The 26,794-nt window shown below is 55.4% G+C and carries 25 protein-coding genes; 7 read left to right on the top strand and 18 right to left on the bottom strand.

From position 1 onward, the window contains the following. Window positions 1–29: 29 nt before the first annotated feature. From nanQ to zapE, 10 genes are all read right to left on the bottom strand, one after another. On the bottom strand, window positions 30–497 hold the full coding sequence (gene nanQ, locus ACQG0T_RS20670) for an N-acetylneuraminate anomerase (protein ID WP_023295505.1): 468 nt from the start codon (window positions 495–497) through the stop codon (window positions 30–32). Next, window positions 497–1,369, bottom strand: coding sequence for an N-acetylmannosamine kinase (gene nanK / locus ACQG0T_RS20675; RefSeq protein WP_015571999.1), 873 nt, complete (start codon window positions 1,367–1,369; stop codon window positions 497–499). The genes nanQ and nanK overlap by 1 nt, the downstream gene beginning before the upstream one ends. An 88-nt stretch (window positions 1,370–1,457) precedes the next feature. After that, window positions 1,458–2,948 carry an MFS transporter gene (locus ACQG0T_RS20680; RefSeq protein WP_047719139.1) on the bottom strand — a complete coding sequence of 497 codons (1,491 nt, stop codon included), beginning with the start codon at window positions 2,946–2,948 and terminating at the stop codon, window positions 1,458–1,460. Window positions 2,949–3,010: 62 nt separating this feature from the next. Further along, window positions 3,011–3,904 carry an N-acetylneuraminate lyase gene (gene nanA, locus ACQG0T_RS20685; protein WP_047719140.1) on the bottom strand — a complete coding sequence of 298 codons (894 nt, stop codon included), beginning with the start codon at window positions 3,902–3,904 and terminating at the stop codon, window positions 3,011–3,013. Between the two features lie 122 nt (window positions 3,905–4,026). Continuing rightward, window positions 4,027–4,809, bottom strand: coding sequence for a transcriptional regulator NanR (nanR, locus tag ACQG0T_RS20690; RefSeq protein ID WP_017382717.1), 783 nt, complete (start codon window positions 4,807–4,809; stop codon window positions 4,027–4,029). Between the two features lie 102 nt (window positions 4,810–4,911). Then, entirely contained in the window at window positions 4,912–5,409 is a 498-nt protein-coding gene (sspB, locus tag ACQG0T_RS20695) for a ClpXP protease specificity-enhancing factor (RefSeq protein WP_026080566.1), read from the bottom strand. A gap of 5 nt (window positions 5,410–5,414) precedes the next feature. Next, window positions 5,415–6,053: a stringent starvation protein SspA gene (gene sspA, locus ACQG0T_RS20700; protein ID WP_003860438.1), complete on the bottom strand. Its 639-nt coding sequence runs from the start codon at window positions 6,051–6,053 to the stop codon at window positions 5,415–5,417. 307 nt (window positions 6,054–6,360) lie between these two features. Further along, the gene (rpsI, locus tag ACQG0T_RS20705) at window positions 6,361–6,753 is read right to left on the bottom strand and encodes a 30S ribosomal protein S9 (RefSeq protein ID WP_003860436.1); all 393 of its coding nucleotides are present in this window, start codon (window positions 6,751–6,753) and stop codon (window positions 6,361–6,363) included. A gap of 15 nt (window positions 6,754–6,768) precedes the next feature. Further along, window positions 6,769–7,197, bottom strand: a complete 429-nt coding sequence (gene rplM, locus ACQG0T_RS20710; protein WP_003860434.1) for a 50S ribosomal protein L13 — start codon at window positions 7,195–7,197, stop codon at window positions 6,769–6,771. A gap of 292 nt (window positions 7,198–7,489) precedes the next feature. Beyond that, window positions 7,490–8,614, bottom strand: a complete 1,125-nt coding sequence (gene zapE, locus ACQG0T_RS20715; protein ID WP_017693899.1) for a cell division protein ZapE — start codon at window positions 8,612–8,614, stop codon at window positions 7,490–7,492. Between the two features lie 189 nt (window positions 8,615–8,803). Here zapE and zapG point away from each other — a divergent pair, with 189 nt between their 5' ends. The 3 genes from zapG to degS all read left to right on the top strand — a co-directional run bounded on the left by zapG (window position 8,804) and on the right by degS (window position 11,900). Further along, window positions 8,804–9,202: a Z-ring associated protein ZapG gene (zapG, locus tag ACQG0T_RS20720; RefSeq protein WP_003860432.1), complete on the top strand. Its 399-nt coding sequence runs from the start codon at window positions 8,804–8,806 to the stop codon at window positions 9,200–9,202. A 170-nt stretch (window positions 9,203–9,372) separates the two neighbouring features. Further along, on the top strand, window positions 9,373–10,740 hold the full coding sequence (gene degQ / locus ACQG0T_RS20725; RefSeq protein ID WP_015572006.1) for a serine endoprotease DegQ: 1,368 nt from the start codon (window positions 9,373–9,375) through the stop codon (window positions 10,738–10,740). Between the two features lie 92 nt (window positions 10,741–10,832). Then, window positions 10,833–11,900, top strand: a complete 1,068-nt coding sequence (degS, locus tag ACQG0T_RS20730; protein ID WP_003860430.1) for an outer membrane-stress sensor serine endopeptidase DegS — start codon at window positions 10,833–10,835, stop codon at window positions 11,898–11,900. A 51-nt stretch (window positions 11,901–11,951) separates the two neighbouring features. On the opposite strand, the gene mdh is transcribed toward degS, so the two are convergent. Continuing rightward, on the bottom strand, window positions 11,952–12,890 hold the full coding sequence (mdh, locus tag ACQG0T_RS20735; protein WP_003860429.1) for a malate dehydrogenase: 939 nt from the start codon (window positions 12,888–12,890) through the stop codon (window positions 11,952–11,954). A 397-nt stretch (window positions 12,891–13,287) separates the two neighbouring features. Here mdh and argR point away from each other — a divergent pair, with 397 nt between their 5' ends. Beyond that, complete coding sequence (argR, locus tag ACQG0T_RS20740) at window positions 13,288–13,758, top strand: transcriptional regulator ArgR (RefSeq protein WP_003860428.1); 471 nt, start codon at window positions 13,288–13,290, stop codon at window positions 13,756–13,758. A gap of 378 nt (window positions 13,759–14,136) precedes the next feature. Further along, complete coding sequence (gene yhcN / locus ACQG0T_RS20745) at window positions 14,137–14,400, top strand: peroxide/acid stress response protein YhcN (protein WP_006812160.1); 264 nt, start codon at window positions 14,137–14,139, stop codon at window positions 14,398–14,400. 59 nt (window positions 14,401–14,459) lie between these two features. Here the strand turns inward: yhcN and ACQG0T_RS20750 are convergent, their stop codons facing one another. From ACQG0T_RS20750 to aaeX, 5 genes are all read right to left on the bottom strand, one after another. Further along, complete coding sequence (locus ACQG0T_RS20750) at window positions 14,460–14,732, bottom strand: barstar family protein (protein ID WP_003860424.1); 273 nt, start codon at window positions 14,730–14,732, stop codon at window positions 14,460–14,462. Between the two features lie 45 nt (window positions 14,733–14,777). Beyond that, window positions 14,778–16,232 (bottom strand): NAD-dependent succinate-semialdehyde dehydrogenase, encoded by a 1,455-nt coding sequence (locus ACQG0T_RS20755; protein ID WP_017382714.1) that lies wholly within the window; start codon window positions 16,230–16,232, stop codon window positions 14,778–14,780. An 86-nt stretch (window positions 16,233–16,318) separates the two neighbouring features. Beyond that, the gene (gene aaeB, locus ACQG0T_RS20760; RefSeq protein WP_015572008.1) at window positions 16,319–18,286 is read right to left on the bottom strand and encodes a p-hydroxybenzoic acid efflux pump subunit AaeB; all 1,968 of its coding nucleotides are present in this window, start codon (window positions 18,284–18,286) and stop codon (window positions 16,319–16,321) included. A 5-nt stretch (window positions 18,287–18,291) separates the two neighbouring features. Further along, window positions 18,292–19,224: a p-hydroxybenzoic acid efflux pump subunit AaeA gene (gene aaeA, locus ACQG0T_RS20765; RefSeq protein WP_017382713.1), complete on the bottom strand. Its 933-nt coding sequence runs from the start codon at window positions 19,222–19,224 to the stop codon at window positions 18,292–18,294. A gap of 7 nt (window positions 19,225–19,231) precedes the next feature. Then, window positions 19,232–19,435 (bottom strand): p-hydroxybenzoic acid efflux pump operon protein AaeX, encoded by a 204-nt coding sequence (gene aaeX, locus ACQG0T_RS20770; RefSeq protein ID WP_003860416.1) that lies wholly within the window; start codon window positions 19,433–19,435, stop codon window positions 19,232–19,234. Window positions 19,436–19,614: 179 nt separating this feature from the next. Between aaeX and aaeR the strand changes: the two genes are divergently transcribed. After that, window positions 19,615–20,541 carry an HTH-type transcriptional activator AaeR gene (aaeR, locus tag ACQG0T_RS20775; RefSeq protein ID WP_017382712.1) on the top strand — a complete coding sequence of 309 codons (927 nt, stop codon included), beginning with the start codon at window positions 19,615–19,617 and terminating at the stop codon, window positions 20,539–20,541. Window positions 20,542–20,760: 219 nt separating this feature from the next. Beyond that, entirely contained in the window at window positions 20,761–21,375 is a 615-nt protein-coding gene (locus tag ACQG0T_RS20780; protein WP_017382711.1) for a YagU family protein, read from the top strand. Window positions 21,376–21,420: 45 nt separating this feature from the next. On the opposite strand, the gene tldD is transcribed toward ACQG0T_RS20780, so the two are convergent. Together tldD and yhdP are read right to left on the bottom strand one after the other, a co-directional pair. Further along, entirely contained in the window at window positions 21,421–22,866 is a 1,446-nt protein-coding gene (gene tldD, locus ACQG0T_RS20785) for a metalloprotease TldD (protein ID WP_252051954.1), read from the bottom strand. 83 nt (window positions 22,867–22,949) lie between these two features. Continuing rightward, window positions 22,950–26,756: an AsmA2 domain-containing protein YhdP gene (yhdP, locus tag ACQG0T_RS20790; protein ID WP_400211476.1), complete on the bottom strand. Its 3,807-nt coding sequence runs from the start codon at window positions 26,754–26,756 to the stop codon at window positions 22,950–22,952. Window positions 26,757–26,794 lie beyond the last annotated feature (38 nt).

Below are 26,794 nucleotides of genomic sequence, written 5' to 3' on the forward strand. Positions count from 1 at the left end.
GATAAGCGAAGCGCCATCAGGCCTATAAACTACGTATCCAGCAAGCGGGCGCGTACCTTCACCACGACTTTCTTTATCTCGCCTGGCTCAAGGATTGCGCATCCTGGCTTATGTGGCTCTCCCGGCATAAATACGGCGCACATCCCCGGCCGGAGGGTGACACACTGTTCACCTGCAATCTCACTGCACAACTGATAATCTTCTTCAGGATGAAAATCTTCACGCTGGCGTGCCGAGCCCGTCACGCCAAAGAGGATGCGCTCTTCTCCCGTCAATAACACCTGGATATCAATATATTGCTCATGCAGTTCCGCTTTCTTCTGGTCTGGAAACTGCGTGGCAAACGTCATCACGTTCATGAAGATATCCTCACCGCGAAGCTCATAACGTCCTGCCGCTTTTTCCAGCGGACGGGCAGCCAGCGCGAGGGTTAGCGCCTCCAGAAGAACGGGATGCAACCCCGTGGAGGGAAGCGTCCGAATCTCACCAAAAAACATCATCTTTCTCCCTGAGCCAACAGCGCCGCGCCCAGTAAGCCCGCATCGTGTCGATAGTGCGCGGCGGTTAATTCAACGTGATAAACAGAAGGATGCTCCTCAAGATACGCGCGGACCCGCGCCAGATACCCTCCTGCCAGCCCGATGCTGCCGCCAATCACCACGCGCTGGCAGTCCATCACCGCTTTCGTGTCGGCAATAAGCCGCGCCAGTACCTGTGCAGAACGTTGGACCAGTTCCGCCGCCTGTTTATTTCCCTCTGCCGCGCGCGCAAAAATCGTTTTTGCATCGCATCCTGCAAGCTCTCCCCTGGCTGCGGCGGCAATACCGCGACCAGACGCGATGGCTTCCACGCACCCCACGCGACCACAGCCGCATTGCGGGCCGTTTGGATCGGCGAGCGTATGCCCAAGATGCCCAGCCAGTCCGCCGCTTCCGGTCACGAGTTTCCCGTTACTGACTACGCCGCCCCCCACGCCCGTTGAAACAGTCAGGAATACCATGTCTTTAATTTCCTTCGCACTAACGTGATATTCCGCCCATGCCGCAGCCTGAGCATCATTGATCGCCAGGGTCGGCAAACCAGCAATGTCTTCGAGCGTCTGCACCAGCGGAAAATGGTGCAATCCTCCGAGATTTTGCGGGTTAATCGCCAGCAGATTGCCGTCCTGAATGATTCCGGTTGAGGCAATGGCCGCACGCGTTGCCTGGGTCTGTAACGGCTTGACCAGCTCAGCCAGCGCCTCACGCAGTGCGTCAGGCGTCTTACTGGCGGGCGTAGGGCATTCGCGTCGCGCGTGGATCTGTAAACCGTCATCCACCAGGGCGGCGGCAAGTTTAGTTCCACCTATGTCTATCGCCAGTGTCGTCATAGCACCGCCCCGCTCGGAAATGTTTTTATCCCGTTGTGACATACCTCATCCCTTACGAATGTGCCCGGTACAGGTCCGGGCAAGCGGATTAACTTTTGCTTTTCGCTAAAGCGCTTTTATCGCCGCCAAACGGGACGGCTCCGCTGAAAGGTTTACCGTCAATAGCGTCATGCGTACGCAGGGCTTCTGGCCTGATCCAGCGCTGAACGCGGGAGGGCATATCCAGACCAATAAGCAAGATCACCACAAACGTCAGGCCAAAAGAGAGCGATCCCAGGGCCGTGCCCAGCGCCATATCCTGCGACAGCAGCGCGCCAATCACCGGGGCAATCGCGCCGCCCAACGCGCCAACGTTGTAGGTAAAGCCCAGACCCGCCGCACGCTGGTCGGTATCGAAATAGCCGCCGATGAGTTTGGGTAAGATCCCGGAGATCCCCTGCCCCAGCATCTGCTGGAAAAAGAGTAACAAGCCCAACACCCAGACATTGGCGCCGCCGATCGCAAAGACGGGAACAATCAGGAGCTGTGAGGCCAACAGGCTACAGACATAGGCCTTGCGGGTGCCAAGCCAGTCACCGAGAAAACCACCCACGCAGCAGCCTACCGCCGCACCGAAGCCGCTAAAGAACAGCACCTTCGCCACCGTTGACGGATCATAGGCCAGGTCGGTTTTCAGATAAGTGGGTAATAGCGCCTGAATCGGCCAGGAGTAGAGAAAGGCGAAGAGCACGACAACCATCAACGTGACGCCCGTCGGCCAGCGTTTACCGCTGCTTTGCACCATAAAGCTGATAAAGACGATGGCGCAAAGCAGGCCGAGAATAACGACCAGCCCCGCGTTGTTGAGTTCGCCTGCAAAACAGAACCACAGCGCCGTACCGGCAAACAGCGTCATCGCCATATTGATGACGCGGTATTTGCCGCGATACAGAATATCAACCATGGTGCGCACCGGGACTTTGCCTTCGTGCTTCGCTTTCCAGTCCTCAGCTTCCGGAATATTTTTCCGCAGCCACAGGGCAAAGACGATGGGCAGAATGCCGATAAAGAACAGCGCCCGCCAGCCCCAGACGGGCACGACAAGGCTGTAGACCTGGGCCGCAACCACGGCGCCGACGGAGAAACCGGAAATCAGAAAACCACTCGCCTTGTTGCGCAGGTGCTTTGGCCAGCTTTCAATCACATAGGTTGCGCTGGAGCCATATTCCCCCGCCATCCCCATGCCTATCACCATGCGGGCGATAAACAGGGTGACGTAACCCGGCGCAAAACCGCAGGCCAGCGTACCGCAGGAAAAGAGCACGATGCTGGTGATCATCGCCAGCTTGCGGCCATAGCGGTCGCCCATGGCGCCCAGCAGCAGGCCGCCGAACCAGCGCGATATAAAGGCCGCCGAAATCAGGCTCGCCGCTTCCACTGTCGTCAGGGCAAACTCGCTTTTTATTTCTGTCAGGACTAAGGCTATCAATACAAAATCGAAGCCATCAAGCAGATATCCCAGCCAGGCGGCGGAGAAGGCGCGCCACTGAGGACGGGTAAGATGGCGGTACCACGGGATGCTTTGGGTAGACTTACTCATTTCACTCTCCCGACGATTTCTCTGTCGTTTTGCCGGATGGCGGCTGCGCCCCCGGCGATGTGTTAGCGTTTTTCCGCCATTAGCTGCTCCGCCAGCGCTTTCAGCGCTGGCGCGAATTTTTCATCCACAGGGGCAAACGGCTTACGGCACAGCGGCACGGATACCACGTCCATATAGTGCAGAACCGTTTTCAGACCACGGAACACCCCGGCTTTAATCAGCAGATCGATCACCTTGTTGCATTCGCTTTGCAGGCGCTGTGCGGTGGCGTTATCCCCTTCACGAACCGCTTTAGCGATCGCCTGGTAGCGCCAGCCCATAATGTTGTAGGTGCTGCCGATCCCCCCGTCCGCGCCGGCCAGCAGGCCGGAGGCGAAGATCTCGTCATAGCCGTTGTAGAGCACCAGATCCGGATGTTCGCGACGGATCTGCTCCATCTGGAAGAGATCGCCGGAGGTTTGCTTCAGCGCGCCGACGCCGGGGAGCGTTACCAGCGTGTTGATCTGATCCAGGCTTAACTTCACGCCGCTTAACGCCGGAATGTTATAGACCACCATCGGCAGACCATCCGCCGAATCAATAATTGCACGGTAATGATCGCAATGTTCTTCAAAGCTAAAGGGATAGTAAAACGGTGTGACGGCGGATACAGCGTCAAAACCGAGGCGGGCGGCGGCCATGGCTAACTGCTGGCTTTCCGCCGTGCTGACGCAGCCAACATGGGCGATGAGCGTGATTTTCCCCTTCGCCTCTTCCGCCACAATCTCCATCACCTGCTCTCGTTCCGAAAGGCTCTGTACAAAGGCCTCTCCCGTTGAACCGCCGACGTACAGCCCATCGATACCCTGTTCAATATTGAACCGCACCAGACGGCGCAGGCTTTCTTTATCCAGCATCTGCTCAGAGTTAAACGGGGTCAGGAGTGCGGCCATTACGCCGCGTAATTGCGTTGCCATAGTTACCTCAATCGATCGTGTGTTTGTTATAACGACATACCTTTATACCTGTTATACCAGATCAATTAAGCAGCAGTAGAATACAGAACGCTTATATTGCGATCTGCTTCACTAAAGGATCGTTATTTTTTGGCTTTTGAATGCTGGCCGAAAGCGTGCCAGGTGGCGGAGACGCTGTTAAGGTGAGTTTGCAACGCCCGATCCGCTTCATCGGGATCGCGGCGGCGGATCGCATCCACAATTGCGATATGCTGGCGATAGCTGACTTCATTATGCTGATAAAGCTCTGCGTCCGGCACTTTAGGACGCGCCGCAATTAACCAGTCAAGCAGCGCAACGTGGATCGCATTGAAGATCGGATTGCCGGGGATCTCCGCCAGCACGCGGTGAAAATCGACATCGGAACGAATAAATAGCGTGTTGTCATCCAGGGACTGGCTGTTGATCTCCAGGGCTTTCGTGAGCTGCGCAATCTGATCGTCAGTGGCATATTCTGCGGCATAACGAACAAGGCTGGATTCAAAGAACAGGCGAAGCTGCTCGAAATGGGCAATACCGCCGGGCTGGGTCAGAAAGTCTTTCGCCATTCCCGACAATTCACTGATGATGGTATCGGCAGACGGCATGGTTACGCGGGCACGTTCACCGTTGTTAATCTGCACCAGCCCTTTACGCTTTAGCGCCGCCAGCGCTTCGCGCACCGAGGGGCGACCCACGTTGAAGAACTCCATCAGTTCGCGCTCGGAGGGTAACTGCTCTCCCTGGGCAAATTCCTTCCGACGGATCATCTGCTCCAGCTCTTCTTCCACCATATCAGACAGTTTTTTGCGCGCCAGCGGCCGACGGCGCAGGCTGCGACCAATGGTTTCATCAGAGTTTTCAGCTTTAAGATCAGTCGGTTTCATTGCAGTCCGGTGCCATTGAAGGAAAACAGTTCATCATAACACAGGAAATTAGAGGGGGCGAAAAGGGACCGAAAGCAAAACAGGCCCGTCGGGCCTGTTGGTTTATTTCACAACGCGCAGTGCGGGACGACCACCGCGTGGTGGTGGCTCGTCATCCGGATCGGTGTCATCATTATGATCGGGTTTATCGCCATCGATGACAGACATTACCGTGTCGCTTTCGCGTTCATCGGATGCCTCATCATCATTCAGGCTGGCAACCTCTTCATCATAAGCCGCTTCCGGCTCAAACATGGTGCCCGCACCGTTTTCACGGGCGTAGATAGCCAGCACAGCTGCCAGCGGCACGGAAACCTGACGCGGCACGCCGCCGAAGCGCGCATTAAAGCGCACTTCGTCGTTCGCCAGCTCCAGGTTACCCACTGCGCGTGGCGCAATATTCAGTACAATCTGTCCGTCGCGCGCGTATTCCATTGGAACCAGCACGCCCGGCAACGTCACATCCACAACCAGGTGCGGCGTGAGCTGGTTATCCAGCAGCCATTCATAGAAGGCGCGCAGCAGATACGGACGGCGTGGTGAAAGTTGTGACATTTCCACAGTCATTAGCCTCGGCCGAGACGCATTTCACGTTCCGGTTCAGTTAAAGATGCCAGGAAAGAGTCGCGTTCAAAGACGCGAGTCATATAGCCTTTCAGCTCTTTCGCGCCAGGGCCGCTGAACTCTACGCCCAGGGTTGGCAGACGCCACAGCAACGGAGCCAGGTAGCAATCGACCAGGCTGAACTCATCGCTCAGGAAGAAAGGCTTCTGACCAAAGACTGGCGCGATTGCCAGCAGCTCTTCACGCAGCTGTTTACGTGCAGCATCCGCTTCAGAAGAGGAACCGTTGACGATAACATTCATCAGCGAGTACCAGTCTTTCTCGATACGCTGCATGTACAGGCGGCTTTCACCACGCGCAACAGGATAAACAGGCATCAGCGGCGGATGCGGGAAACGCTCATCCAGGTATTCCATAATGATACGGGATTCCCACAGGGTCAGCTCGCGATCCACCAGCGTCGGTACGCTTTGGCTCGGGTTGAGATCGATCAGATCCTGAGGCGGGTTATCCTTTTCCACATGCTCGATCTCAAAACTGACACCCTTCTCGGCCAGCACGATACGAACCTGATGGCTATAAATGTCAGTAGGACCAGAAAACAGCGTCATTACCGAACGTTTGTTGGCAGCGACAGCCATGAAAACCTCCAGGTATATTCAGAATTTTTACTGCTACCAGCCCAACGGGGCCAGCCAGATGATGTATCGCCCATCCCAGAGAAGACACATTGTTCAAGAATCGAACAAAAATCGAGTATTCACCGATATTTGGGCAGAAAATTGGATGATAGTTTACCAGATTTTGATGGCTTTGTGGTGAGGGGATTCCGGAAATGTGGAAAAAGAGAAGATATATGAAATGTTACTGTGGATAACCTGCGCATTATCCATAAAAAAACCCGCCGAAGCGGGTTTTTCGCCAATCGTTCTGCGTAAGCAGAATGGATTAACGTTTGGAGAACTGTGGACGACGACGTGCTTTACGCAGACCCACTTTCTTACGTTCAACCTGACGAGCGTCACGAGTAACGAAGCCAGCTTTACGCAGTTCAGAACGCAGGGATTCGTCGTACTCCATCAGCGCGCGGGTGATACCGTGACGGATCGCACCTGCCTGACCGGAGATACCACCACCTTTAACGGTGATGTACAGATCCAGTTTTTCTACCATATCAACCAGTTCCAGCGGCTGGCGAACTACCATGCGGGCAGTTTCGCGACCGAAGTATTGTTCCAGAGAACGCTGGTTGATTACGATTTTACCACTGCCCGGTTTGATGAAAACGCGAGCTGCGGAACTTTTGCGGCGACCAGTGCCGTAGTATTGATTTTCAGCCATTGCCTATAATCCCGATTAGATGTCAAGAACTTGCGGTTGCTGTGCCGCGTGGTTGTGCTCGTTGCCTGCGTAAACTTTCAGTTTACGGAACATAGCACGACCCAGCGGGCCTTTTGGCAGCATGCCTTTAACCGCGATTTCAATCACACGCTCAGGACGGCGGGCAATCATCTCTTCAAAGGTCGCTTCTTTGATACCACCGATGTGGCCGGTGTGGTGGTAGTACATTTTGTCAGTACGCTTGTTGCCGGTAACAGCAACTTTGTCAGCGTTCAGAACGATGATGTAATCACCGGTATCAACGTGCGGAGTGTATTCCGCTTTATGCTTACCGCGCAGGCGACGAGCCAGTTCAGTAGCCAGACGGCCCAGAGTTTTACCGGTCGCGTCAACAACATACCAGTCGCGCTGTACGGTTTCTGGTTTAGCTGTAAAAGTTTTCATTAAAAGCTTACCCAAATAATAAGTTACACGTTGGTGAACACCCAAACGTTTAGTCAGTTGAGGTTCACACGACAAAGTCCGGCAAACCTACCCCTTCGAATAGCACATGCCGACACATAGAAAGTTTCGGGAAAAAAACCTTCTCGTAACGTGGGGTCGCAAGATTATAGAGAAGTTGAGGTCAAAGATCGACCCTTAAATGTGATTTGGAATGGGTTTTTCGGGGTCAGGTATTGTGCGGTCTGGTGCCCTCACCCCCAGCCCCTCTCCCACGGGGAGAGGGGAGCATTTATTATGGCATATGCTCACGCTTGAGGTACTCTTCGCTCTGCATCTCTTGCAGGCGCGACAGGCAGCGCTGGAACTCAAACTTCAGGCGCTCGCCCTGATAAACCTCATATAAAGGCACCTCGGCGCTGACCACCAGCTTAACGTGGCGCTCGTAAAACTCATCTACCAGCGCGATGAAGCGGCGCGCTTCGCTCTCCATGAGTGGGGTCATAACGGGCACATCCCACAACATAACGGTATGGAACAGACGCGAAAGTGCAATGTAGTCATGCTGGCTGCGGGCGTCCACGCAGAGCGTTGCAAACGAGACGGCCAGCGTCTGGTTTTCTACGCCAAGCGTCGGCAACGGACGATGATTAATCTCCAGCGCTGGCGCGTTATCCCGCGGCGCTCCCGCCAGCGCCAGCCACAGTTTATCCATCTCGCGGGCTGTGTCGGCGTTCAACGGCGAAAGCCACAGGTGTGCCTGCGTTAATGTGCGCAGTCGATAATCGACGCCGGCATCGACGTTCATGATGTCGCAGTGCTGTTTGATAGCATCAATGGCCGGCAGGAAACGCGCCCGCTGGAGACCATTGCGATAAAGCTCATCCGGCGGGATATTGGAGGTCGCCACCAGAGTGATCCCACGCGCAAACAGCGCTTTCATGAGGCCCCCCAACAGCATGGCATCCGTAATATCGGAAACGAAGAACTCGTCGAAGCAGAGCACGTCCGTTTCCGCCTTAAAGCGATCGGCCACAATGTCCAGCGGGTCGGTTTCGCCCTGGAGCGCCGTCAGCTCTTCATGGACCCGCAGCATAAAACGGTGAAAGTGCAGGCGCTGCTTACGCGTGCCGGGCAGGCTCTGGTAGAACATGTCCATCAGCCAGGTCTTACCCCGCCCAACGCCGCCCCACATATATAAGCCACGAACCGGTGCGTTTACCGTGGGCTCTTTTTTGCCCAGTAAACGGCCGAATGCCGCCTTCAGCCCACTGCTCTGCACCGCATCGGCGGGTTTCGCCAGAAGTTCCTGATAAATCGTGTCCAGGCGGTTAACCGCTTCACGCTGGACATCATCCGGCTGGTGTGTGCCCTCGCTCAGGGCCAGTTGGTAACGCGATGAAGGGGACAGGTTTTGCATGATGTTGTTGTTATTCCTTTAGTTAAACCTCACCAGCGCGCGTGGCTGATGAAAAAAAGGCCGTTCTACACTACGCGATGATGCGTCAGGATTCCACTTCTGCGGAAATAGCGGTTATAGTGGCATAATCAGGCACAGGCAGGAGCCGAGCCAACACCCTACGGAACAACAAGACAACGGGAGAAGTTCATGACCTGGGAATATGCGCTAATCGGTTTAGTCGTCGGCATCATCATTGGTGCTGTGGCCATGCGTTTCGGTAACCGCAAATTGCGTCAGCAGCAGTCACTGCAATACGAACTGGAAAAGAACAAAGCCGAACTGGAAGAATATCGCGAAGAGCTGGTCAGCCACTTTGCCCGTAGCGCTGAGCTGCTGGACAACATGGCGACAGATTATCGCCAGCTCTACCAGCACATGGCAAAAAGCTCCAGCAGCCTGCTGCCGGAAATGACCGCGGAGACCAACCCCTTCCGCAATCGTCTGGCTGATTCTGAAGCCGGTAACGATCAGGCTCCGGTTCAGATGCCACGCGACTATTCAGACGGCGCGTCCGGCCTGCTGCGCGGTGGCGTAAAACGCGATTAATCGCACAACCTGAATAAATTTTACGGGCGCACCTTATGCGCCCATCCTTTCTTCCCGTCCCCAGCTATTATTTAGTCAAACACCTCATTGTTCAGCGGTTGAAAATTCAATAACATCAAGATGTTTTTGGGGCCGTTCTTTTTCATTCCAGGATACGAGAGTCAGCATCAATGAAGAAAAAAAACCAGCTGTTGAGCGCCTTAGCGTTAAGTGTCGGGTTATCTCTCTCGGCGTCCTTCCCCGCCAGTGCGGCACTGCCTTCGCAGGTGCCTGGACAAGAAGCCATTCCCAGCCTTGCGCCGATGCTTGAAAAAGTCCTGCCTGCGGTAGTCAGCGTTCAGGTGGAAGGGACGGCACGCCAAAGCCAGCGTATTCCTGAAGAGCTGAAGAAATATTTTGGCGAAGACGCGCCGGATCAGCAGGCTCAGCCGTTTGAAGGCCTGGGCTCAGGGGTGATTATCGACGCGGCTAAGGGCTATATCCTGACCAATAACCACGTGATCAGCCAGGCCGATAAAATCAGCGTTCAGCTGAACGATGGTCGGGAGTTTGACGCCAAACTGATCGGCGGTGACGATCAGAGTGATATCGCCCTGCTACAGGTGCAAAACCCCAGCAACCTGACCCAGATCGCCATTGCAGATTCCGATAAGCTGCGCGTCGGTGATTTTGCCGTCGCGGTCGGTAACCCGTTCGGTTTAGGCCAGACCGCCACCTCCGGGATTGTCTCCGCCCTGGGGCGCAGCGGCCTGAATCTCGAAGGGCTGGAAAACTTCATCCAGACCGATGCCTCCATCAACCGGGGCAACTCCGGCGGTGCGCTGCTTAATCTGAACGGCGAGCTGATCGGCATCAACACCGCTATCCTCGCGCCAGGCGGCGGCAGCATCGGGATTGGTTTTGCCATTCCGAGTAACATGGCGAAAACCCTGTCTCAACAGCTGATTCAATTTGGCGAGGTTAAGCGCGGTCTGCTGGGCATCAAAGGCATGGAGATGAGCGCCGATATCGCCAAAGCCTTTAAGCTCAACGTCCAGCGCGGGGCGTTTGTCAGCGAAGTGCTGCCCAACTCAGGCTCTGCAAAAGCGGGCGTGAAATCCGGCGACATTATTGTCAGCCTGAACGATAAACCGCTGAGCAGCTTCGCTGAATTACGGTCACGTATTGCCACCACGGAGCCGGGCGCTAAAGTGAAGCTGGGCCTGATCCGTGAGGGCAAACCGCTGACCGTGGAAGTGACGCTGGACAAGAGCACCTCCTCTTCCGCCAGCGCAGAACAGATCTCCCCTGCTCTACAGGGCGCTACGCTGAGCGACGGTCAGCTTAAAAACGGCACGAAAGGCATTACCGTCACTACCGTTGAGAAGAGCAGCCCGGCCGCGCAGGCAGGTTTACATCAGGACGACGTGATCGTGGGCGTGAACCGCACTCGCGTGCAGTCTATTGCCGAAATGCGTAAGGTGCTGGAGAGTAAACCGGCGGTCATTGCCCTGCAAATTATCCGTGGCAACGACACCCTCTACATTTTACTGCGTTAACCATTTGCGACTCCGGACATCGCCGCTGCGTGTGATGTCCGGATAACTCATGTTATGCTGCAAACCGTTCCTATTTTAACGACACACGCATCATGCTTTTAAAGCTCTTTCGTTCAATTGTCATTGGTTTGATCGTTGCCGGTCTGCTGCTGGTGGCTATGCCATCTTTACGCCAGTTCAACAAACTGTCGGCTCCTCAGTTCGACAGCACGGATGAAACGCCTGCGACGTACAATCAGGCGGTACGCCGTGCCGCCCCCGCCGTGGTTAACGTCTATAACCGCGGGCTTAACAGTTCCGCTCATAACCAGCTGGAGATCCGCACGCTCGGTTCCGGTGTGATCATGGATGACCGGGGCTACATCATCACCAATAAACACGTCATTAACGATGCCGACCAGATTATCGTCGCCTTGCAGGATGGCCGCGTGTTTGAAGCCCTGCTGGTGGGGTCGGACAGCCTGACCGATCTGGCGGTGCTGAAGATCAACGCCACGGGCGGTCTGCCGACTATCCCGATTAATCGCAAACGCACGCCGCACATCGGCGATGTGGTGCTGGCGATCGGTAACCCGTACAACCTGGGCCAGACCATCACTCAGGGGATCATCAGCGCGACCGGTCGAATCGGCCTGAACCCGTCAGGGCGGCAGAACTTCCTGCAAACCGATGCCTCAATCAACCACGGTAACTCCGGCGGTGCGCTGGTGAACTCTCTGGGCGAACTGATGGGCATTAACACCCTCTCGTTCGACAAGAGCAACGACGGCGAAACGCCGGAAGGGATTGGCTTTGCCATTCCGTTCCAGCTGGCGACCAAGATCATGGACAAGCTGATCCGTGATGGCCGCGTGATCCGTGGCTACATCGGTATTGGCGGGCGTGAAATCGCGCCGATGCATACGCAGGGCGGTGGTATCGATCAGATCCAGGGGATTGTGGTCAACGAAGTGGCGCCTGGCGGCCCGGCGGCCAACGCAGGTATCCAGGTGAACGACGTTATCCTTTCCGTCAACGGTACGCCAGCGGTCTCTGCGCTGGAAACCATGGACCAGGTGGCTGAGATTCGCCCGGGCTCCATCATCCCTGTTGAAGTCATGCGTAATGACAAGAAGCTGACGATTCAGGTCACCATCCAGGAATACCCGGCCACTAACTGACGGGCATAAAAAAACGGAGCTTAACGCTCCGTTTTTTTTACCGGGATAAGATCACTTGTTAACGAATTCTTCGCCCAGCGTAATGTCTTTCTTCAGCGTATCCAGCATGCCTTCCATCGCGTTTTGCTCAAACGCGCTCAGCGTGCCGATAGACTTACGCTCTTCAACACCGTTTTTACCCAGCAGCAGCGGCTGAGAGAAGAAGCGCGCGTGTTCACCGTCGCCTTCAACATAGGCGCATTCAACAACGCCTTTTTCGCCCTGCAACGCGCGAACCAGAGACAGGCCGAAACGTGCCGCCGCCTGGCCCATAGACAGGGTTGCAGAACCGCCACCCGCCTTCGCTTCCACCACTTCGGTGCCTGCGTTCTGAATACGTTTGGTCAGGTCAGCCACTTCCTGCTCGGTGAAGCTCACGCCCGGGATCTGCGACAGCAGAGGCAGGATGGTCACGCCAGAGTGACCGCCGATAACCGGCACTTCCACTTCCGTTGGCTGCTTGCCTTTCAGCTCAGCCACGAAGGTATTGGAGCGGATGATATCCAGCGTAGTTACGCCGAACAGTTTGTTCTTGTCGTAAACGCCCGCTTTCTTCAGCACTTCTGCTGCGATAGCAACGGTGGTGTTCACCGGGTTGGTGATGATCCCGATGCACGCTTTCGGGCAGGTTTCAGCAATCTGCTGAACCAGGTTTTTCACGATGCCCGCGTTGACGTTGAACAGGTCTGAACGATCCATACCCGGTTTACGCGCAACACCCGCGGAGATCAGCACCACGTCGGCACCCTGCAACGCAGGACGCGCATCTTCACCGGAGAAGCCTTTGATTTTCACAGCTGTCGGGATGTGGCTCAGGTCAACCGCCACACCTGGGGTTACCGGAGCAATATCGTACAGGGAGAGTTCTGAGCCTGAAGGCAGTTGGGTTTTCAGTAGTAGGGCAAGCGCCTGGCCGATACCACCAGCAGCGCCGAGGACTGCGACTTTCATCCTAAACTCCTTATTATGGTTAACTTAAGTATCTGTAACTCCGTTGCGGCGACCATAATTCAGCACGTCATTAATTACAATTTTCATCGCTAAAGAATTTGAGGTCGCACGTCTTTCGCCTTCACCTGAATACTATCGGGATGTAGGCAACAACGAATTAAGAGGGGGTTACAATACACCCTGCCACGCCACCAAAACAACATCATTTTGATAACATTTAATTTACTTTTAAGCTTATTTGCGCGGCGTGACCCAGGCATGTTTTCCGATAACGAAATCTGATAAAATCTCTCCCTTTCATAACATTATTTCAGCCTGGTGCCAGGTAGATAATTTGCATAAAAATTCATCCACATGCATAATAATGTTGTTTCTATCGTCATATTCCGGGTGACTTATGCGAAGCTCGTCTAAGCAAGAAGAATTAGTGAAGGCGTTTAAAGCGCTACTCAAAGAAGAGAAATTCAGTTCTCAGGGAGAAATTGTTCAGGCGTTGCAGGAACAAGGCTTCGACAACATCAACCAGTCGAAGGTCTCTCGTATGTTAACCAAGTTTGGAGCGGTGCGTACGCGCAACGCCAAAATGGAAATGGTTTATTGCCTGCCTGCTGAACTTGGCGTGCCAACGACCTCCAGCCCGCTGAAAAACCTGGTTCTGGACATCGACTACAACGATGCCGTGGTCGTGATCCACACCAGCCCGGGCGCAGCCCAGCTGATTGCCCGCCTGCTGGACTCGCTGGGTAAAGCAGAGGGGATCCTCGGAACTATCGCTGGCGATGACACCATTTTTACCACCCCGGCAAATGGTTTCTCGGTGAAAGACCTCTACGAAGCGATTCTGGTCCTGTTCGAACAGGAGCTGTAATTGTCTGCCCCGTAGCGCCTGGCTGCGGGGATCATTCTGCTCTTGCCTCGTTTTACCCTGCTTTTCTCTGCCTGCTACTTTTGCAAATAGTGCTTTTTACCGCCTGTTAACATTCATTCAGTGAATGATATGCCGCAAAATCGCACTAAAAATCAAATTGTCCTATCCCTTTGATTTACATAATAAAAAACCACAAACCTCGCATTGTGACGCCCTTTTTTATGCATTCTCGTTATAAAAAATGAATTTTTTAACGCGTAATAACAGACGAAACCATTAGTCTGGTATTAATTTTTTGCGTGATTAGTGTATACTTGATTTTGTGATGAGGGTCACAGAACAAAGACCCCAGTAAAATAATTGACGAGGTAAATAATCATGAAAATTAAAACCACTGTAGCTGCCCTGAGCGTACTGTCAGTCCTGTCATTCGGTGCGTTTGCAGCCGACACCATCAATGCTGAACAGGCACAATCCCGTCAGGCTATCGGGACTGTTTCTGTTGGCGCCATCGGTACGTCTCCGATGGACATGCACGAAATGCTGAACAAAAAAGCGGAAGAACAGGGTGCGTCATCCTATCGCATCATCGAAGCGCGCAGTGGCGACCACTGGCACGCTACCGCAGAACTGTACAAATAAACCCTCGTCGTATCTCATCATACGACTTGCCCCTGACCTCCCGGTCAGGGGCTTTTTTATCACTGGCGCACGTTGAAACGCAGTTGCCCTTCCAGCTCCTCCTCCGCTTCATCAAACAATAAAATCAATGCACCAAAGCGTCTGCGTAGTTTTTCAGGCAGATGGGTAAATTCGATTTCCAGCGGTAACGGCAGACGATCGCCGGTAACCACATCCCACAGCATATCAAGATTGCTTACGCTGCCCCGCTCCAGGTCGAACGCCCGAATAAACTCGCGATAGAAGTCTTCCTGACTCTCAATTTCGTCAAAATCAAAGGTATAAATTTTCATTGCCAGCCACCCGGTACAGGCGGGCGGCAAATGCCGCCCTGTCTATTATAATCCCCCGATATGCAGGGTTTTGACTTCCAGAAACTCCTCCAGCCCCAGCACGGACCCTTCGCGGCCCAGCCCGGACTCTTTTACGCCCCCAAACGGACCCAGCTCGGTCGAGACCGCACATTCATTAATTCCGATCATGCCGCTCTCAATGGCCTGCGAGACGCGGAACACGCGCGAGAGATTCTGGGTATAAAAGTAGGCTGCCAGCCCGTAAGGCGTATTGTTAGCGCGCATAACCACTTCGTCTTCCGACGTGAAGCGGAAGCAAGCGGCAACGGGACCAAAGGTCTCCTCTTCTGCCAGCTTCATGCCTTCATGGCAGTCACCGAGTACGGTTGGCATCCAGAAGTTGCCGCCAAGTTCGTGCGGTTTACCCCCAGCCAGCACCGTGGCGCCCTTCGCTACCGCATCTTCGACGTGCTCACGGACTTTTTCGACAGCCGAAGGCTCAATCAGCGGGCCGACAACGACGCCCTCGTCCAGACCGTTACCCACCTTCAGCGCCTTCACCGCATCGGCAAGTTGATTGACAAACTTGTCATAGACCGTCTCCTGAATATAGAAACGGTTTACGCTGACGCAGACCTGCCCGGCGTTACGGAACTTATTGGCAATGGCGCCTTTGACGGCGGCCTCAATATCCGCGTCCTCGAAAACGATATATGGCGCATTACCGCCCAGCTCCATCGATACCTTTTTCATGGTCTCTGCGGAATTGCGAACCAGCGTTTTCCCGACGGCGGTTGATCCGGTAAACGAGATTTTGCGCACGTCATGGCTGGCCATAATGGCGTCACTAATTTCTGAGGTGCTCCCCGCGACCGCATTCAGCACACCATCCGGCACACCGGCCTGCTTCGCCAGCGTCAGCAGCGCAAAGGCGCTCAGCGGCGTGTTGTTTGCAGGCTTGATGACGCCGGTACATCCTGCTGCCAGCGCCGGGCCGAGCTTACGGGTGAGCATGGCCATCGGGAAATTCCATGGCGTGATAGCAGCAACCACCCCGACAGGTTCACGAGTGGCCAGAATACGGGAGCCGGGTTTAACCGGAGGAATGATTTCACCGTTGGCGCGCTTAGCCTGCTCCGCAAACCACTGAATGAAGCTGGCAGCGTAGTCCACCTCACCTTCAGCCTCTTTCAGCGGCTTGCCCTGCTCGGTAGTCATCAGCCGCCCGAGCCAGCTTTTGTTCTCGATAATCAGTTCATACCAGCGATAGAGGATCGTGGAGCGCTCTTTTGCCGTTTTTGCGCGCCATGCGGGAAAGGCCTTCGTCGCGGCCGCAATGGCCTCTTCGGTTTCGGCTTTCCCTGCTTTCGCCACTTTCGCGACCACCTCACCCGTGGCCGGGTTTAGCACATCAAACGTGGTGTCGAGTGTTTTCCAGATACCGTTGACCAGATACCCGGTCTGAAAAAGAATACTGTCCTGAAGAGCCTGGGTTGTCATGTGTCCTCCCTTCCTGAATGTTTGAACCTGCAAGAATAAGTATAGCCACAAAAAAACCGACGCTTTTGGCGTCGGTTTTCTCTTCATTAGCTGTCTGTCAGCGCATTCTGGTAGCGGTGCAGCATAAACACCAGCCTCTCTACCGGCTCGGTAACCTGCGGCGGCGCTTCCCAGATCCGCAGTTTCTCCTGGTAGATATCCAGTTCCTCCAGCAGTTGCTTAAAGTAGCGGCGACGTTTGTCATCACTGGATGCCGATATCACATGGTCCGCCGTTCGCCGTAGCTGGCGGTGGTAGGCGGACAAATCGTCGTTGATCGGCACTGGCGCGTTCCGCAGACGCTGGTGCGCGATAATCATGGTTAACGCCAGGCGGAAGCGGGCGACATCGCCCGGGAATTTATTCAACAACAGGAACAGCTGCTGATAGAGCGCCGGCAGGTGGTTCTCCTTACGCCGCGCGGTGTTGGTAGTCAATGACGATACGGCGGCCGACACAAACTGATTCAGCAGCACACGCCCTGTCCGCGCCTGAGAGTTATCCCGCACCAGCAGGATCACCATCATCGCCAGGAAACAGCCCACCAGCTGACCTAATGCGCTATCCAGGAACTGGCTGAAATGGAAGGTCATCGGGTTATCCAGCACGATGATGTTAATCGTGCTCGCCAGCGCACCCAACGATCCCAGACGGCGTTTTTGTACCTCAATCCCGATAAAGAACGCCATCACCGCCAGGCTGATGCAGAGCAAAAGCATGCTTTGCTGCGTCGAGGGAATAATCACCAGGAAGTAGAGCGCACCAATGGGTAACGCCGCAATGGTGCCGTACAGAAAATCGATAGCAACCATGCGCGGGTTGGGCAGACGCATCGCCAGCGCGGTGACGACGGCAATCATCACCATCGCGCCGCTGCCGGACGTCCAGCCGGTCCACAGCCAGAACAGCGTGCCGAGTATACAAGCCAGGGTGGTACGCCAGAAATTAACCATCGCATGGTGGCGTTCGGCGGACTCCGGTTTGATCACCACTTCGCCCTGCAATACCTCTTCTTCCGCCGCACTGATTTTGGTGTTGCTAATCACGCCGCGTTTCAGGAGCAGGTAGCGCGTTGCGGCGCCAACCCAGGTATAAATGGTGACTGGCGTATCCCGTTCTCCTGTCCAGGCAATCACACGACGCATGCGTTTAAGCTGTCGATGCACGTCCTGCACCGTCTCCACGGGCTCATCAAACAGTTCGCGGAAAGTATCCGTTACCACTTCGGGGCGGGTGTTCTGAATCAGGTAGGTTTCACACGCCTGGGTGATCAGCGTTAACGAGACGGTATTGATCGCTTTCAGACGACGATTGGCCCGCTCCCAGCGGGAAGACTCCATGTTGAGATTACTGCGCATCCCTTCCAGCGCCTGCGTGCGGCGCACCAGCGCGCTCCAGGCCTTGTCGACCTCTTCGCTGTCGCCGTGCTTAATGCACAGCTGCATGAGCTGGTACTGGGCAACAATCAGCGCGTCCAGCTCACGATCGACTTCCTGCTTGATGGATCGCGGAGAGAAGAGCAGATCTGCGACAATCGCGCAGACGATACCAATGACAATCTCGCTACAACGTTCCACGGCGAACTGCGGAGCAAGCAGCGGTTCACTCTGAATGGTGATGATAATAATCAGCGCGGTATACCCCGCCAGACCCCAGGCGTACGAGTTCTCTACCTTCACCAGCGAAGAGACCCAGGTGCAAAAACCTGCCCAGATACAGCACACAATCAGCATCAGCAGCGGCGTGCGGATCATCAGGATGATAATGGTCAGGGCGGCGATACAGCCGATAAAGGTGCCGATAATACGCAGCATCCCGCGATAGCGAATTGCCCCGGAGTAAGGTTCGCCACCCGCCGCGAAGGCAGGACCGGCGGCGACGATCGCGGCGGTCAGAACGGCCCAGCGCGGCGTTTCAAGCTGGAAATGGAAGCCAACAAACAGCGCCAGCACAATGGCGCATGCCAGCTTCACGGCGAAGCGGATGTGCTGGCTGGCGATGGAAAAAATGCCCATAGCGATCAACCAAACTCGCGCAGGCGATGGGCGATTTGACGGAAGATAGAATCCTGGCTGGCATCACGGTCTTTTTCACCCGTGATCACCACCGTCGCGGTGGTGCCTGCGGGCCAGAGGTTGCTCTGCTGCTCATCCAGACGAATGCGTACCGGTACGCGCTGCGCCAGGCGAACCCACTCGAGGTTAGAATCGACGGTCGCCATCCCTTTTGTATCATTGGTACTGCTGGAGTTGGTCACCCCCGCGGCCACGCTGTCCACGGTTCCCTTCAGGACCCGGTTGCTGCCGAGCGGCGTGATTTCGGCGCGATAGCCCGGACGCACGCCTTCCAGCTTGGTCTCTTCCATATAGGCGAGGACGTAGAAGGAGTTCTGTTTCACCAGCGCCACGGCAGTTGAGCCGCGCGTGATAAACTCACCCGCATAGACGTTGAGGTTGGTCACCCAGCCATCGGACGGGGCGCGGATAACGGTACGTTCCAGATCGAGCTTCGCCAGATCGCGCGTCGCCTGCGCTTTTGCCAGCTGATGCAGCACGGTTTGCAGCACGTTATTAGACTGGTCAATCTCTTCCCGGGACATAGCCTGGATGCCCAGCTTGTTACGGCGACCTGCTTCACGGCGTTTTTCAGCGGCCAGCGCGTTGTAATACGCCACGTCGGCTTCCGCTTCTTCCAGCGCTTTTTGATAGCGCGGCTGGTCGATGGTGAACAGCACCTGATCTTTTTTCACCAGTTGGTTATCGTGGACGTTGACCGCCGTAATGAGACCGGCGACATCGGGCGCTATCGCGACCACCTCCGCGCTGAAACGCGCATCGCGCGTCCACGGGGATTCGGTGTAATAAACCCAGGCGCGAAAAATAGCGATGAACGCCAGGATGACCAGCGCCATAGTGATGGCAGTGCGGGAGATTTTTCTTGTTAGCGTTTTCACATCAACCTCAGACAAACATGCGCGATATTAAATAGAACAGGCAGCAATACAGCGCGGTATTGAACAATGCAGGATGCCAGACGAAATCATAAATCCCGGTAGGGACCAGCACCTTGCGCACCAGCCAGAAGATCGCCAGTGATAAAAGAAGCTCGAAAAATATCGGTGGGAACGACAAACCGAACACCACGATAACGGGAAACAGACTCATGTTGACCTTGATTAAAGAGAGTGCAGGTTACTGGATTTTTAAGCTCGCGCCGCCGCAGGAGAGCATGAATTGCCGGGCGAGAGTGGCGCAGCCGTTATGTAATTAATAATATATTAACGTAACTGTTATGCTGTTATCTATCATATGTGATCTAAATCACTTTTAAGCCAGAGTGAATAATGGAACGTCTAAAACGCATGTCCGTCTTTGCGAAAGTGGTTGAGCAAGGCTCTTTTACCGCCGCAGCACGTCAGCTACAAATGAGCGTCTCATCCATTAGCCAGACAGTGTCAAAACTGGAAGATGAGCTCCAGGTGAAGCTGCTCAACCGCAGCACCCGCAGCATCGGGCTGACGGAAGCGGGTAAAATTTACTATCAGGGCTGCCGTCGAATGCTGCATGAGGTGCAGGATGTTCACGAGCAGCTCTATGCCTTTAACAACACGCCTATCGGCACGCTGCGTATCGGGTGTTCTTCAACTATGGCACAAAATGTTCTCGCTGCCATGACGGCGGAAATGCTGAAAGAGTATCCCGGTTTAACCGTTAATCTGGTAACGGGCATTCCGGCCCCGGATCTGATTGCCGATGGGTTAGACGTGGTGATCCGCGTTGGCGCGTTGCAGGACTCAAGCCTGTTCTCGCGTCGACTGGGCAGCATGCCGATGGTGGTCTGCGCGTCGAAAAGCTATCTGGCACAGTATGGCGTGCCGGAAAAACCTGCCGACCTGAGCAACCACTCGTGGCTGGAATACAGCGTTCGGCCAGATAACGAATTTGAACTGATCGCGCCGGAAGGGCTTTCCACTAAACTGCTGCCTGAAGGCCGCTTCGTCACCAACGATCCGATGACGATCTCACGCTGGCTGGTGGCCGGAGCCGGGATCGCCTACGTACCGCTGATGTGGGTGATCAATGAGATCAACAGCGGCGTACTGGAGATCCTCTTCCCGCGTTACCAGTCCGATCCACGTCCGGTCTACGCTCTCTATACCGAGAAGGACAAACTGCCTCTCAAAGTACAGGTGTGTATTAACTATCTGACCGAGTATTTTGTCGAAGTGGCGGAGCTGTTTCAGGGGATGCGCGGCAGAAGAAAGGAGTAATAAAGTAATCGCTATAATCATATCTGGCATGAATATTCCCCGGATGGCACTCACATTCATCCAGGAATATTTCCGCCCTCCTCTCAGGAATGGCTAATTGACACTCCCGCCACCCGCCATTTACCTTATAAGCAGTCTGAACATCAGACTGTTATATATTTGTTACCAATATGAATAATAAAATGTATTTCGCAGGATGACGTTAAACAAGGAAAAGAGATGAATATATTCGAACAAACACCGCCTTCACGCAGGCGCTATGGACTCGCCGCGTTCATCGGTTTAATTGCAGGGATCGTCTCCGCTTTTGTCAAATGGGGAGCCGAAGTGCCACTTCCGCCACGCAGTCCCACCGATTTATTCACCGGCGCATGCGGACCTGAGCAATTAATAAGAGCCGCAAGCCAGATTGACTGCTCCCGCAATTTTTTAAACCCTCCCTATGTATTTTTACGCGACTGGCTGGGCGTTGCTGATCCTAACGCAGCCGTTTATACATTTGCCGGACATATATTTAACTGGGTCGGTGTGACCCATATTATTTTCTCAATCGTCTTCGCTGTTGGGTATTGCGTTGTTGCGGAAGTCTTTCCGAAAATTAAACTCTGGCAGGGTTTGCTGGCGGGTGCGTTAGCCCAGCTTTTTGTGCATATGATCTCCTTCCCGCTGATGGGTCTGACGCCACCGCTGCTTGAGTTGCCGTGGTATGAACACGTGTCAGAGATCGTGGGGCATCTGGTCTGGTTCTGGTCGATCGAAATCATTCGTCGTGACTTGCGTAACCGCATTACTCACGAGCCTGATCCAGAGATACCGCTGGGTAACTTACGTTAAAAAAAAGGCGCTACATCTGTAGCGCCTTTTTTAAGCATCCTAAGATCAGGCCGTGCCGCCCACCGTCAGATTATCCACTTTCAACGTAGGCTGACCGACGCCCACAGGCAGGCTCTGGCCCTCTTTGCCGCAAACGCCCACGCCGTTATCCAGTTTCAGGTCGTTACCGACCATGGAAATCTGCTGCATGGCCTCAATGCCGGAGCCAATCAGGGTTGCGCCCTTCACCGCTTTGGTCACTTTGCCCTTCTCAATCAGATACGCCTCTGAGGTAGAGAAGACAAATTTGCCGGAGGTGATATCCACCTGACCGCCGCCAAAGTTTGGCGCGAAGATACCGTAATCAACGGATTCGATAATCTCCTGCGGCGTGGACTGGCCCGGCAGCATGTAAGTATTGGTCATGCGGGGCATCGGCAGATGTGCGTAGGATTCACGACGGCCGTTACCCGTCGGCGCAACGCCCATCAGGCGCGCGTTAAGCTTGTCCTGCATGTAGCCTTTCAGTACGCCGTTTTCGATCAGCACGTTGTACTGACCCGGCGTACCTTCATCGTCGATAGAAATCGAGCCGCGACGGTCGAGCATGGTGCCATCATCCACCACGGTACACAGCTCTGAGGAGACAAGCTGCCCCATCTGACCGCTGAATACGGACGTCCCGCGACGGTTGAAATCACCTTCCAGGCCGTGACCGACCGCTTCGTGCAGCAGCACGCCCGGCCAGCCTGCGCCCAGTACCACCGGCAACGTACCGGCGGGTGCAGCCACGGCAGACAGGTTGACCAGCGCCATGCGCACGGCTTCTTTTGCCCATGCATTCGCACGGGCTTCGCCGTCGACATCACCCAGGAACCAGTCATAACCAAAACGACCACCGCCACCGCTGGAGCCGCGCTCGCGCTTACCGTCGTCTTCAACCTGCACGCTGATAGAGAGACGCACCAGCGGGCGAACATCCGCCGCCAGGGTACCGTCCGTCGCTGCCACCAGGATCAGTTCATAAACCCCGGTCAGGCTGGCAGAGACTTCCTGCACGCGTTTATCCGCCGCGCGAGCCACTTTGTCCACGCGACGCAGGATGTCCAGCTTCTCCTCGCGGCTCATGCTTTGCAGCGGGTCGATGCTGGTATAGAGCGCAGCGTGCTGCACTTCACCCAGCGTTTTCACCCGTCCGTCGCCCGTATCGCGCACAATGGTTCGCGCCGCCTGCGCGCTCTGCTCCAGCGCGGCCAGGCTTATCTGGTCTGCATAGGCAAAACCGGTTTTTTCGCCGCTGACGGCGCGCACGCCGACGCCCTGGTCAATGTTATAAGAGCCATCTTTAATGATGCTGTCTTCTAAAACCCAGGATTCGTGATAGCTCGACTGGAAATAGAGATCGCCGTAGTCGAGGCGGCGTTCGGTCAGTTGACCAAGAATGGAGAACAGGTCCTGATGGCTCAGGCCGTTCGCTGCGAGCAAATGTTCACTTACCAGGTTCAGACTCATCTATTGCTACTCGTTCGTTGCCGCCAGTGGCGGTATAAAGATCGTATTTATTGAGAGTGAGGCAATTACCTGCCCACGTCAAATCATTGCTGTGCTTCTTTGCGCGGCTGGCGCAGCACCTCATTAATCTGTGGTTTATCAACCGGCCCGGTAATGCGATAGCGCAGAATCGAGACTTTGCTCCAGAGCGGCCCCAGCACTTTACTGGCCGCAAACACCGCCGCCCCGACAATAGGATTGACCACAAAGGCTGCCGCAACGCCCACGCTTGCGGAAATCTCCGGCGCCACCACGGCTTCCATATCCAGCTCGCGGCGCACGAGATCCACTGACCCTTTCATCGCGATATCCGCTTCCAGGCCGTCCACCAGCGTGTCGTCGGTGTGCAGAACGCCGTCTTTGATCCACGCCGTGCTGCGAATGGAATCGTAGTAGAAACCTTCGCTGAAGGTGTCGCTAAAGTCGAAGCGCAGCTTGCGCAGCAGCGCGTCAAAACTCAGCAGACGCAGGATCTGCCCGGCGCGCCCCGTGCTCACATCGGCAATCTCCCCCTTACCGAAGTGGGTTTTCAGGATGCCGTTAAGCGAAGCTTCATCGGGTGTCCATGGCGCTGCGCGCCAGTGCAGATCGTAATTCACATCGAAGGACGATCCGCGAAGCGGCGTGCTAATGCCGAAGAAGTTAGCTGCGGCGTCCAGCTTGTTGCCTTTAATATCGCCTTTCAGCGAGGTGCGCTGTTCACCCGGTTTGTTCACCCATTCGCCAGCGGCAGTCATGCGGCCAAAGCCGGTATCCACCAGCCCACCAGAGAGGCTCAGCGTATTGCCCTGAATAGCAAAATCACCGTCGATACGGCCATATTTTTGCCCCCACAGCCAGCACTCCGCACAGCGCAACTGGAGATCGGGCCAGCCGCTGAAATCCACGCGCGACCTCCCACTGCCACTGACAGGAGAAGCGCTTGTCGACTCTGCTTTAGACGCCGTAAAGGTCGGATTGTAATAGAGATAACGGATAGCCGCCTGCCATGGCGCGTGATCGCGCATGGTCAACGAACCGTTAATCTCACGCCCCTGCGCCTCGACCTTTGAGCCGTTTACCGTCGGCCGGGAGACAATACTCAGGTTGTTCCACTGCTGCCCGCCCAGCGTCAGCGCAGGCGTGCGCAAGGTAATGGACTGTGGGAACTGCGCCGTTTGGTCGACGTTTTGCCCGACACCTTTCTGGAACAGTGCCAGCCACTCTGCGCCATCCATCGGCGGGAGATTCAGTTCAACGCCCGCCTGCTCCGGCAGCGGCGGCGTGGTACGGCTGTCCGTCGTCCAGATCGCTCTGTCCAGCGTCAGCTTGCGGTTAAGCAGCCAGCGGCTGTTGAAGTGGTTTGTTCCACCAGCGTTTCCGGTTAAATCGAAGCTGTTAAGGTTGCCCGCAACCTTAACATTGACGGGCAATGCTTCACCGCTTTTCTTATTCAGCGGCGCGGGAAGTTGGCTGCTGAGGTTTTTCAGATCGCCCGTAATGTCGACGTTATAGCGCGCACCGGCATGATAAGGCAGGTCGATGGCGACCTTGCCATTCCATGACACCGCGCCGTCCACCGCATTCTCAATCGGCTTCGGCAGAACATCCATGCGTGACGGCTGCCAGTTCGCGTCCATATTGACCGCCACCTGGTAGGCTTTATCGCCCTCGGTGGTGGAGAAATCGATATTGACGGGTTGATTGAACCAGGTCGCTTTCAGCGGCTCACTTTTCAGCGTGCCGTTAACAAAGCTGAACTGACCGCTGAGGTTTTTCAGCGTGCTGTCCAGCGGCTTGATATAGAGGCTGTTGTTATTAAGGCTAACGTCGCCTTTGGCGGTGGTCATTTCACCGTCCAGCGGGATATCCAGATGTAAGCGAGCATTCACATCGCCATCTAACTGCAACTGCTGAAGGGTGGCTGCCAGGGAGTCATTCAGCGGCGTATCTTCAAAGTACGGGCCAACCACTTTACCTGGCCCCTTAATATCCGCATCAATCAGCAGTTTCTCTTTGGAGTAATCCGGGATGTTTGCCGTCAGGTTGCTTGCCGTTACGCCGCCCAGCGCAACGCTGTCCGTCTTCATCCACAGGCCGTCATTCAGGAAGTTGAGTTCAATATCCAGATTCTTCAGCGCCGGCCAGTCCGGCTGGAAGGCATAGGTGGCGTTGCGTAGAGGCACCAGAACCTGGAACTGGCCTTCGTTGTGCTTATACGGGAACAGGTGCGGGTTGCCGCCGTAGACCAGCGTGGCGTTATCCGCCTGGCCGCCCTGAATAGCGCCGCTGAGATAGTCCACCAGCGCTTTCCCCATCAGGTTTTCCGGGAAGTAGCGCCACGCCTGCGAACCGTCATCCGTGCTGATGCCCGCCAGAATACCCAACCACGGCTCATCGCCTTCAGGCTGTAGATAACGGAAATTACCGCGGGCATGTACCGCTTTGGCTTTCACATCGATATCGCGGCCATCGAGCTGAAAACCTTTGTCATTCTTCAGCCAGTTGAGGGTGGCATTTCCCTTTTCGATCTCCAGTGGCGCACGGAAGACCGTTTCGTACGGCATTTTCGCGTCCTGCATTTCTGCCGTCAGCCTGCCGTTTTCCACGCTTCCTTCCAGTTTACCGCTGAAGTGTTCAGCACCCGGCAGCAGTTTCCACTGTTTCCAGGCGAGATTTTTCCATGCCGCCTGAAAACGCGTCTTTTCCGTGGCCTGGAGCGGAATATCCAGCGCCAGCCGGTTTATCTGCCCGCTCGGCTGCGTCGCCAGCCAGATTTCGCCCAGCTCCGGGGAGAGTTTTGCGGCCATTGAACGCAGCCCTTCGATCGCCGTCAGATCCAGGTTACTGGCGCGAATACGCAGCTCGTCGCTGCGTTTACCGTTTATCCCGCCGACGTCCTGCTCCGGCATCCACGCCAGCGTCAGCGCGCCGCGCGGCCAGGGTTTGTTATCCATGGAGATGCGCGTATCCGGAATAGCGAACTGCCAGCCGCCTTTATCCTGCGTCACGTGTGCGGTGAGGTTATCCACGGAAAGTTGATGCTGATGGTTTTCCCCCTTCCAGCTCGCGCCCCCCTGCTTAAGCCAGATATCGCCGCTGGCGAACGCCCCGTTCGTCAGGGTCATCCAGCCTTCCAGGCTGAAGCGCGCGGTTTCCAGCTGCATATTCTGCTGTAGCCACTCACCGAGCCACGGCTTCACATCCACGTCGTCTGCCTGTAGCCACACCCTGCCGTTGTTCAGCAGGCCATTGTCGTCGCGCAGATCCATCCGCACCTGCATAACGCCGTGCTGCCCGTTCAGGCTGGAGAGATTCACCTGCCCCTCGGCGCGGTGGCGATCTTTCCCGTTAAGCCAGGTCAGCTGTGGGATCGCCAGCTCAGCGCGCTGCCCGGAAAGGGTAATAAAGCTCACTTCGCTGTCGCGCAGATCGAAATGATCGAACTGGCGGAGGAAGAGATCGCTAAAGCGGTTGGCTTCCAGACCCTGATTATTATCACCGCCCGTCAGCGGAGTATTGGTCAGAAACTGAAGTTGATAAAAGGTGAGATCGCGAAACTGCCAGCGCAGATGCAGCAGGCTTTGCCAGACATCCAGCGCCAGGGTGACGCGTTTGATTTTGAGGTGGCCGCCATCTTTCAGGCTGGCGCGGATATCGCGCGCATCAAGCGTCGGGCCAAAGTTCTGCCAGCTTGCCTCGATATGGCTCACGTCCACCGGCAGGCCGGTGGCGGATTCGATTTTTGCCAGGATCTGCGGCCGCCAGCTGTCCAGATGCGGCAAGGCGAGACGCAGCCCGCTCACGAGCAACGCGACAATCACGACCAGCGTTGCCCCTGTAAGCAGTAAAATCCCCGGCAATCGCCTCACGCGTCTCTCCTTGTCAGCCTTAAATCTCGCAGCGAACT

Source organism: Enterobacter cloacae complex sp. 302F9 (genome assembly GCF_050030335.1).
Taxonomy (GTDB): Bacteria; Pseudomonadota; Gammaproteobacteria; order Enterobacterales; family Enterobacteriaceae; genus Enterobacter; species Enterobacter hormaechei_C.

Coding starts and splice junctions, on each gene's coding strand:
- mdh (WP_003860429.1), bottom strand. CDS start 12,890: ATGAAAGTCGCAGTCCTCGGCGCTGCTGGTGGTATCGGCCAGGCGCTT.
- tldD (WP_252051954.1), bottom strand. CDS start 22,866: ATGAGTCTGAACCTGGTAAGTGAACATTTGCTCGCAGCGAACGGCCTG.
- yhcN (WP_006812160.1), top strand. CDS start 14,137: ATGAAAATTAAAACCACTGTAGCTGCCCTGAGCGTACTGTCAGTCCTG.
- rpsI (WP_003860436.1), bottom strand. CDS start 6,753: ATGGCTGAAAATCAATACTACGGCACTGGTCGCCGCAAAAGTTCCGCA.
- degQ (WP_015572006.1), top strand. CDS start 9,373: ATGAAGAAAAAAAACCAGCTGTTGAGCGCCTTAGCGTTAAGTGTCGGG.
- ACQG0T_RS20780 (WP_017382711.1), top strand. CDS start 20,761: ATGAATATATTCGAACAAACACCGCCTTCACGCAGGCGCTATGGACTC.
- degS (WP_003860430.1), top strand. CDS start 10,833: ATGCTTTTAAAGCTCTTTCGTTCAATTGTCATTGGTTTGATCGTTGCC.
- sspA (WP_003860438.1), bottom strand. CDS start 6,053: ATGGCTGTCGCTGCCAACAAACGTTCGGTAATGACGCTGTTTTCTGGT.
- nanQ (WP_023295505.1), bottom strand. CDS start 497: ATGTTTTTTGGTGAGATTCGGACGCTTCCCTCCACGGGGTTGCATCCC.
- aaeR (WP_017382712.1), top strand. CDS start 19,615: ATGGAACGTCTAAAACGCATGTCCGTCTTTGCGAAAGTGGTTGAGCAA.
- nanK (WP_015571999.1), bottom strand. CDS start 1,369: ATGACGACACTGGCGATAGACATAGGTGGAACTAAACTTGCCGCCGCC.
- nanR (WP_017382717.1), bottom strand. CDS start 4,809: ATGAAACCGACTGATCTTAAAGCTGAAAACTCTGATGAAACCATTGGT.
- ACQG0T_RS20755 (WP_017382714.1), bottom strand. CDS start 16,232: ATGACAACCCAGGCTCTTCAGGACAGTATTCTTTTTCAGACCGGGTAT.
- aaeX (WP_003860416.1), bottom strand. CDS start 19,435: ATGAGTCTGTTTCCCGTTATCGTGGTGTTCGGTTTGTCGTTCCCACCG.
- ACQG0T_RS20750 (WP_003860424.1), bottom strand. CDS start 14,732: ATGAAAATTTATACCTTTGATTTTGACGAAATTGAGAGTCAGGAAGAC.
- zapG (WP_003860432.1), top strand. CDS start 8,804: ATGACCTGGGAATATGCGCTAATCGGTTTAGTCGTCGGCATCATCATT.
- ACQG0T_RS20680 (WP_047719139.1), bottom strand. CDS start 2,948: ATGAGTAAGTCTACCCAAAGCATCCCGTGGTACCGCCATCTTACCCGT.
- zapE (WP_017693899.1), bottom strand. CDS start 8,614: ATGCAAAACCTGTCCCCTTCATCGCGTTACCAACTGGCCCTGAGCGAG.
- aaeB (WP_015572008.1), bottom strand. CDS start 18,286: ATGGGCATTTTTTCCATCGCCAGCCAGCACATCCGCTTCGCCGTGAAG.
- rplM (WP_003860434.1), bottom strand. CDS start 7,197: ATGAAAACTTTTACAGCTAAACCAGAAACCGTACAGCGCGACTGGTAT.
- argR (WP_003860428.1), top strand. CDS start 13,288: ATGCGAAGCTCGTCTAAGCAAGAAGAATTAGTGAAGGCGTTTAAAGCG.
- nanA (WP_047719140.1), bottom strand. CDS start 3,904: ATGGCAACGCAATTACGCGGCGTAATGGCCGCACTCCTGACCCCGTTT.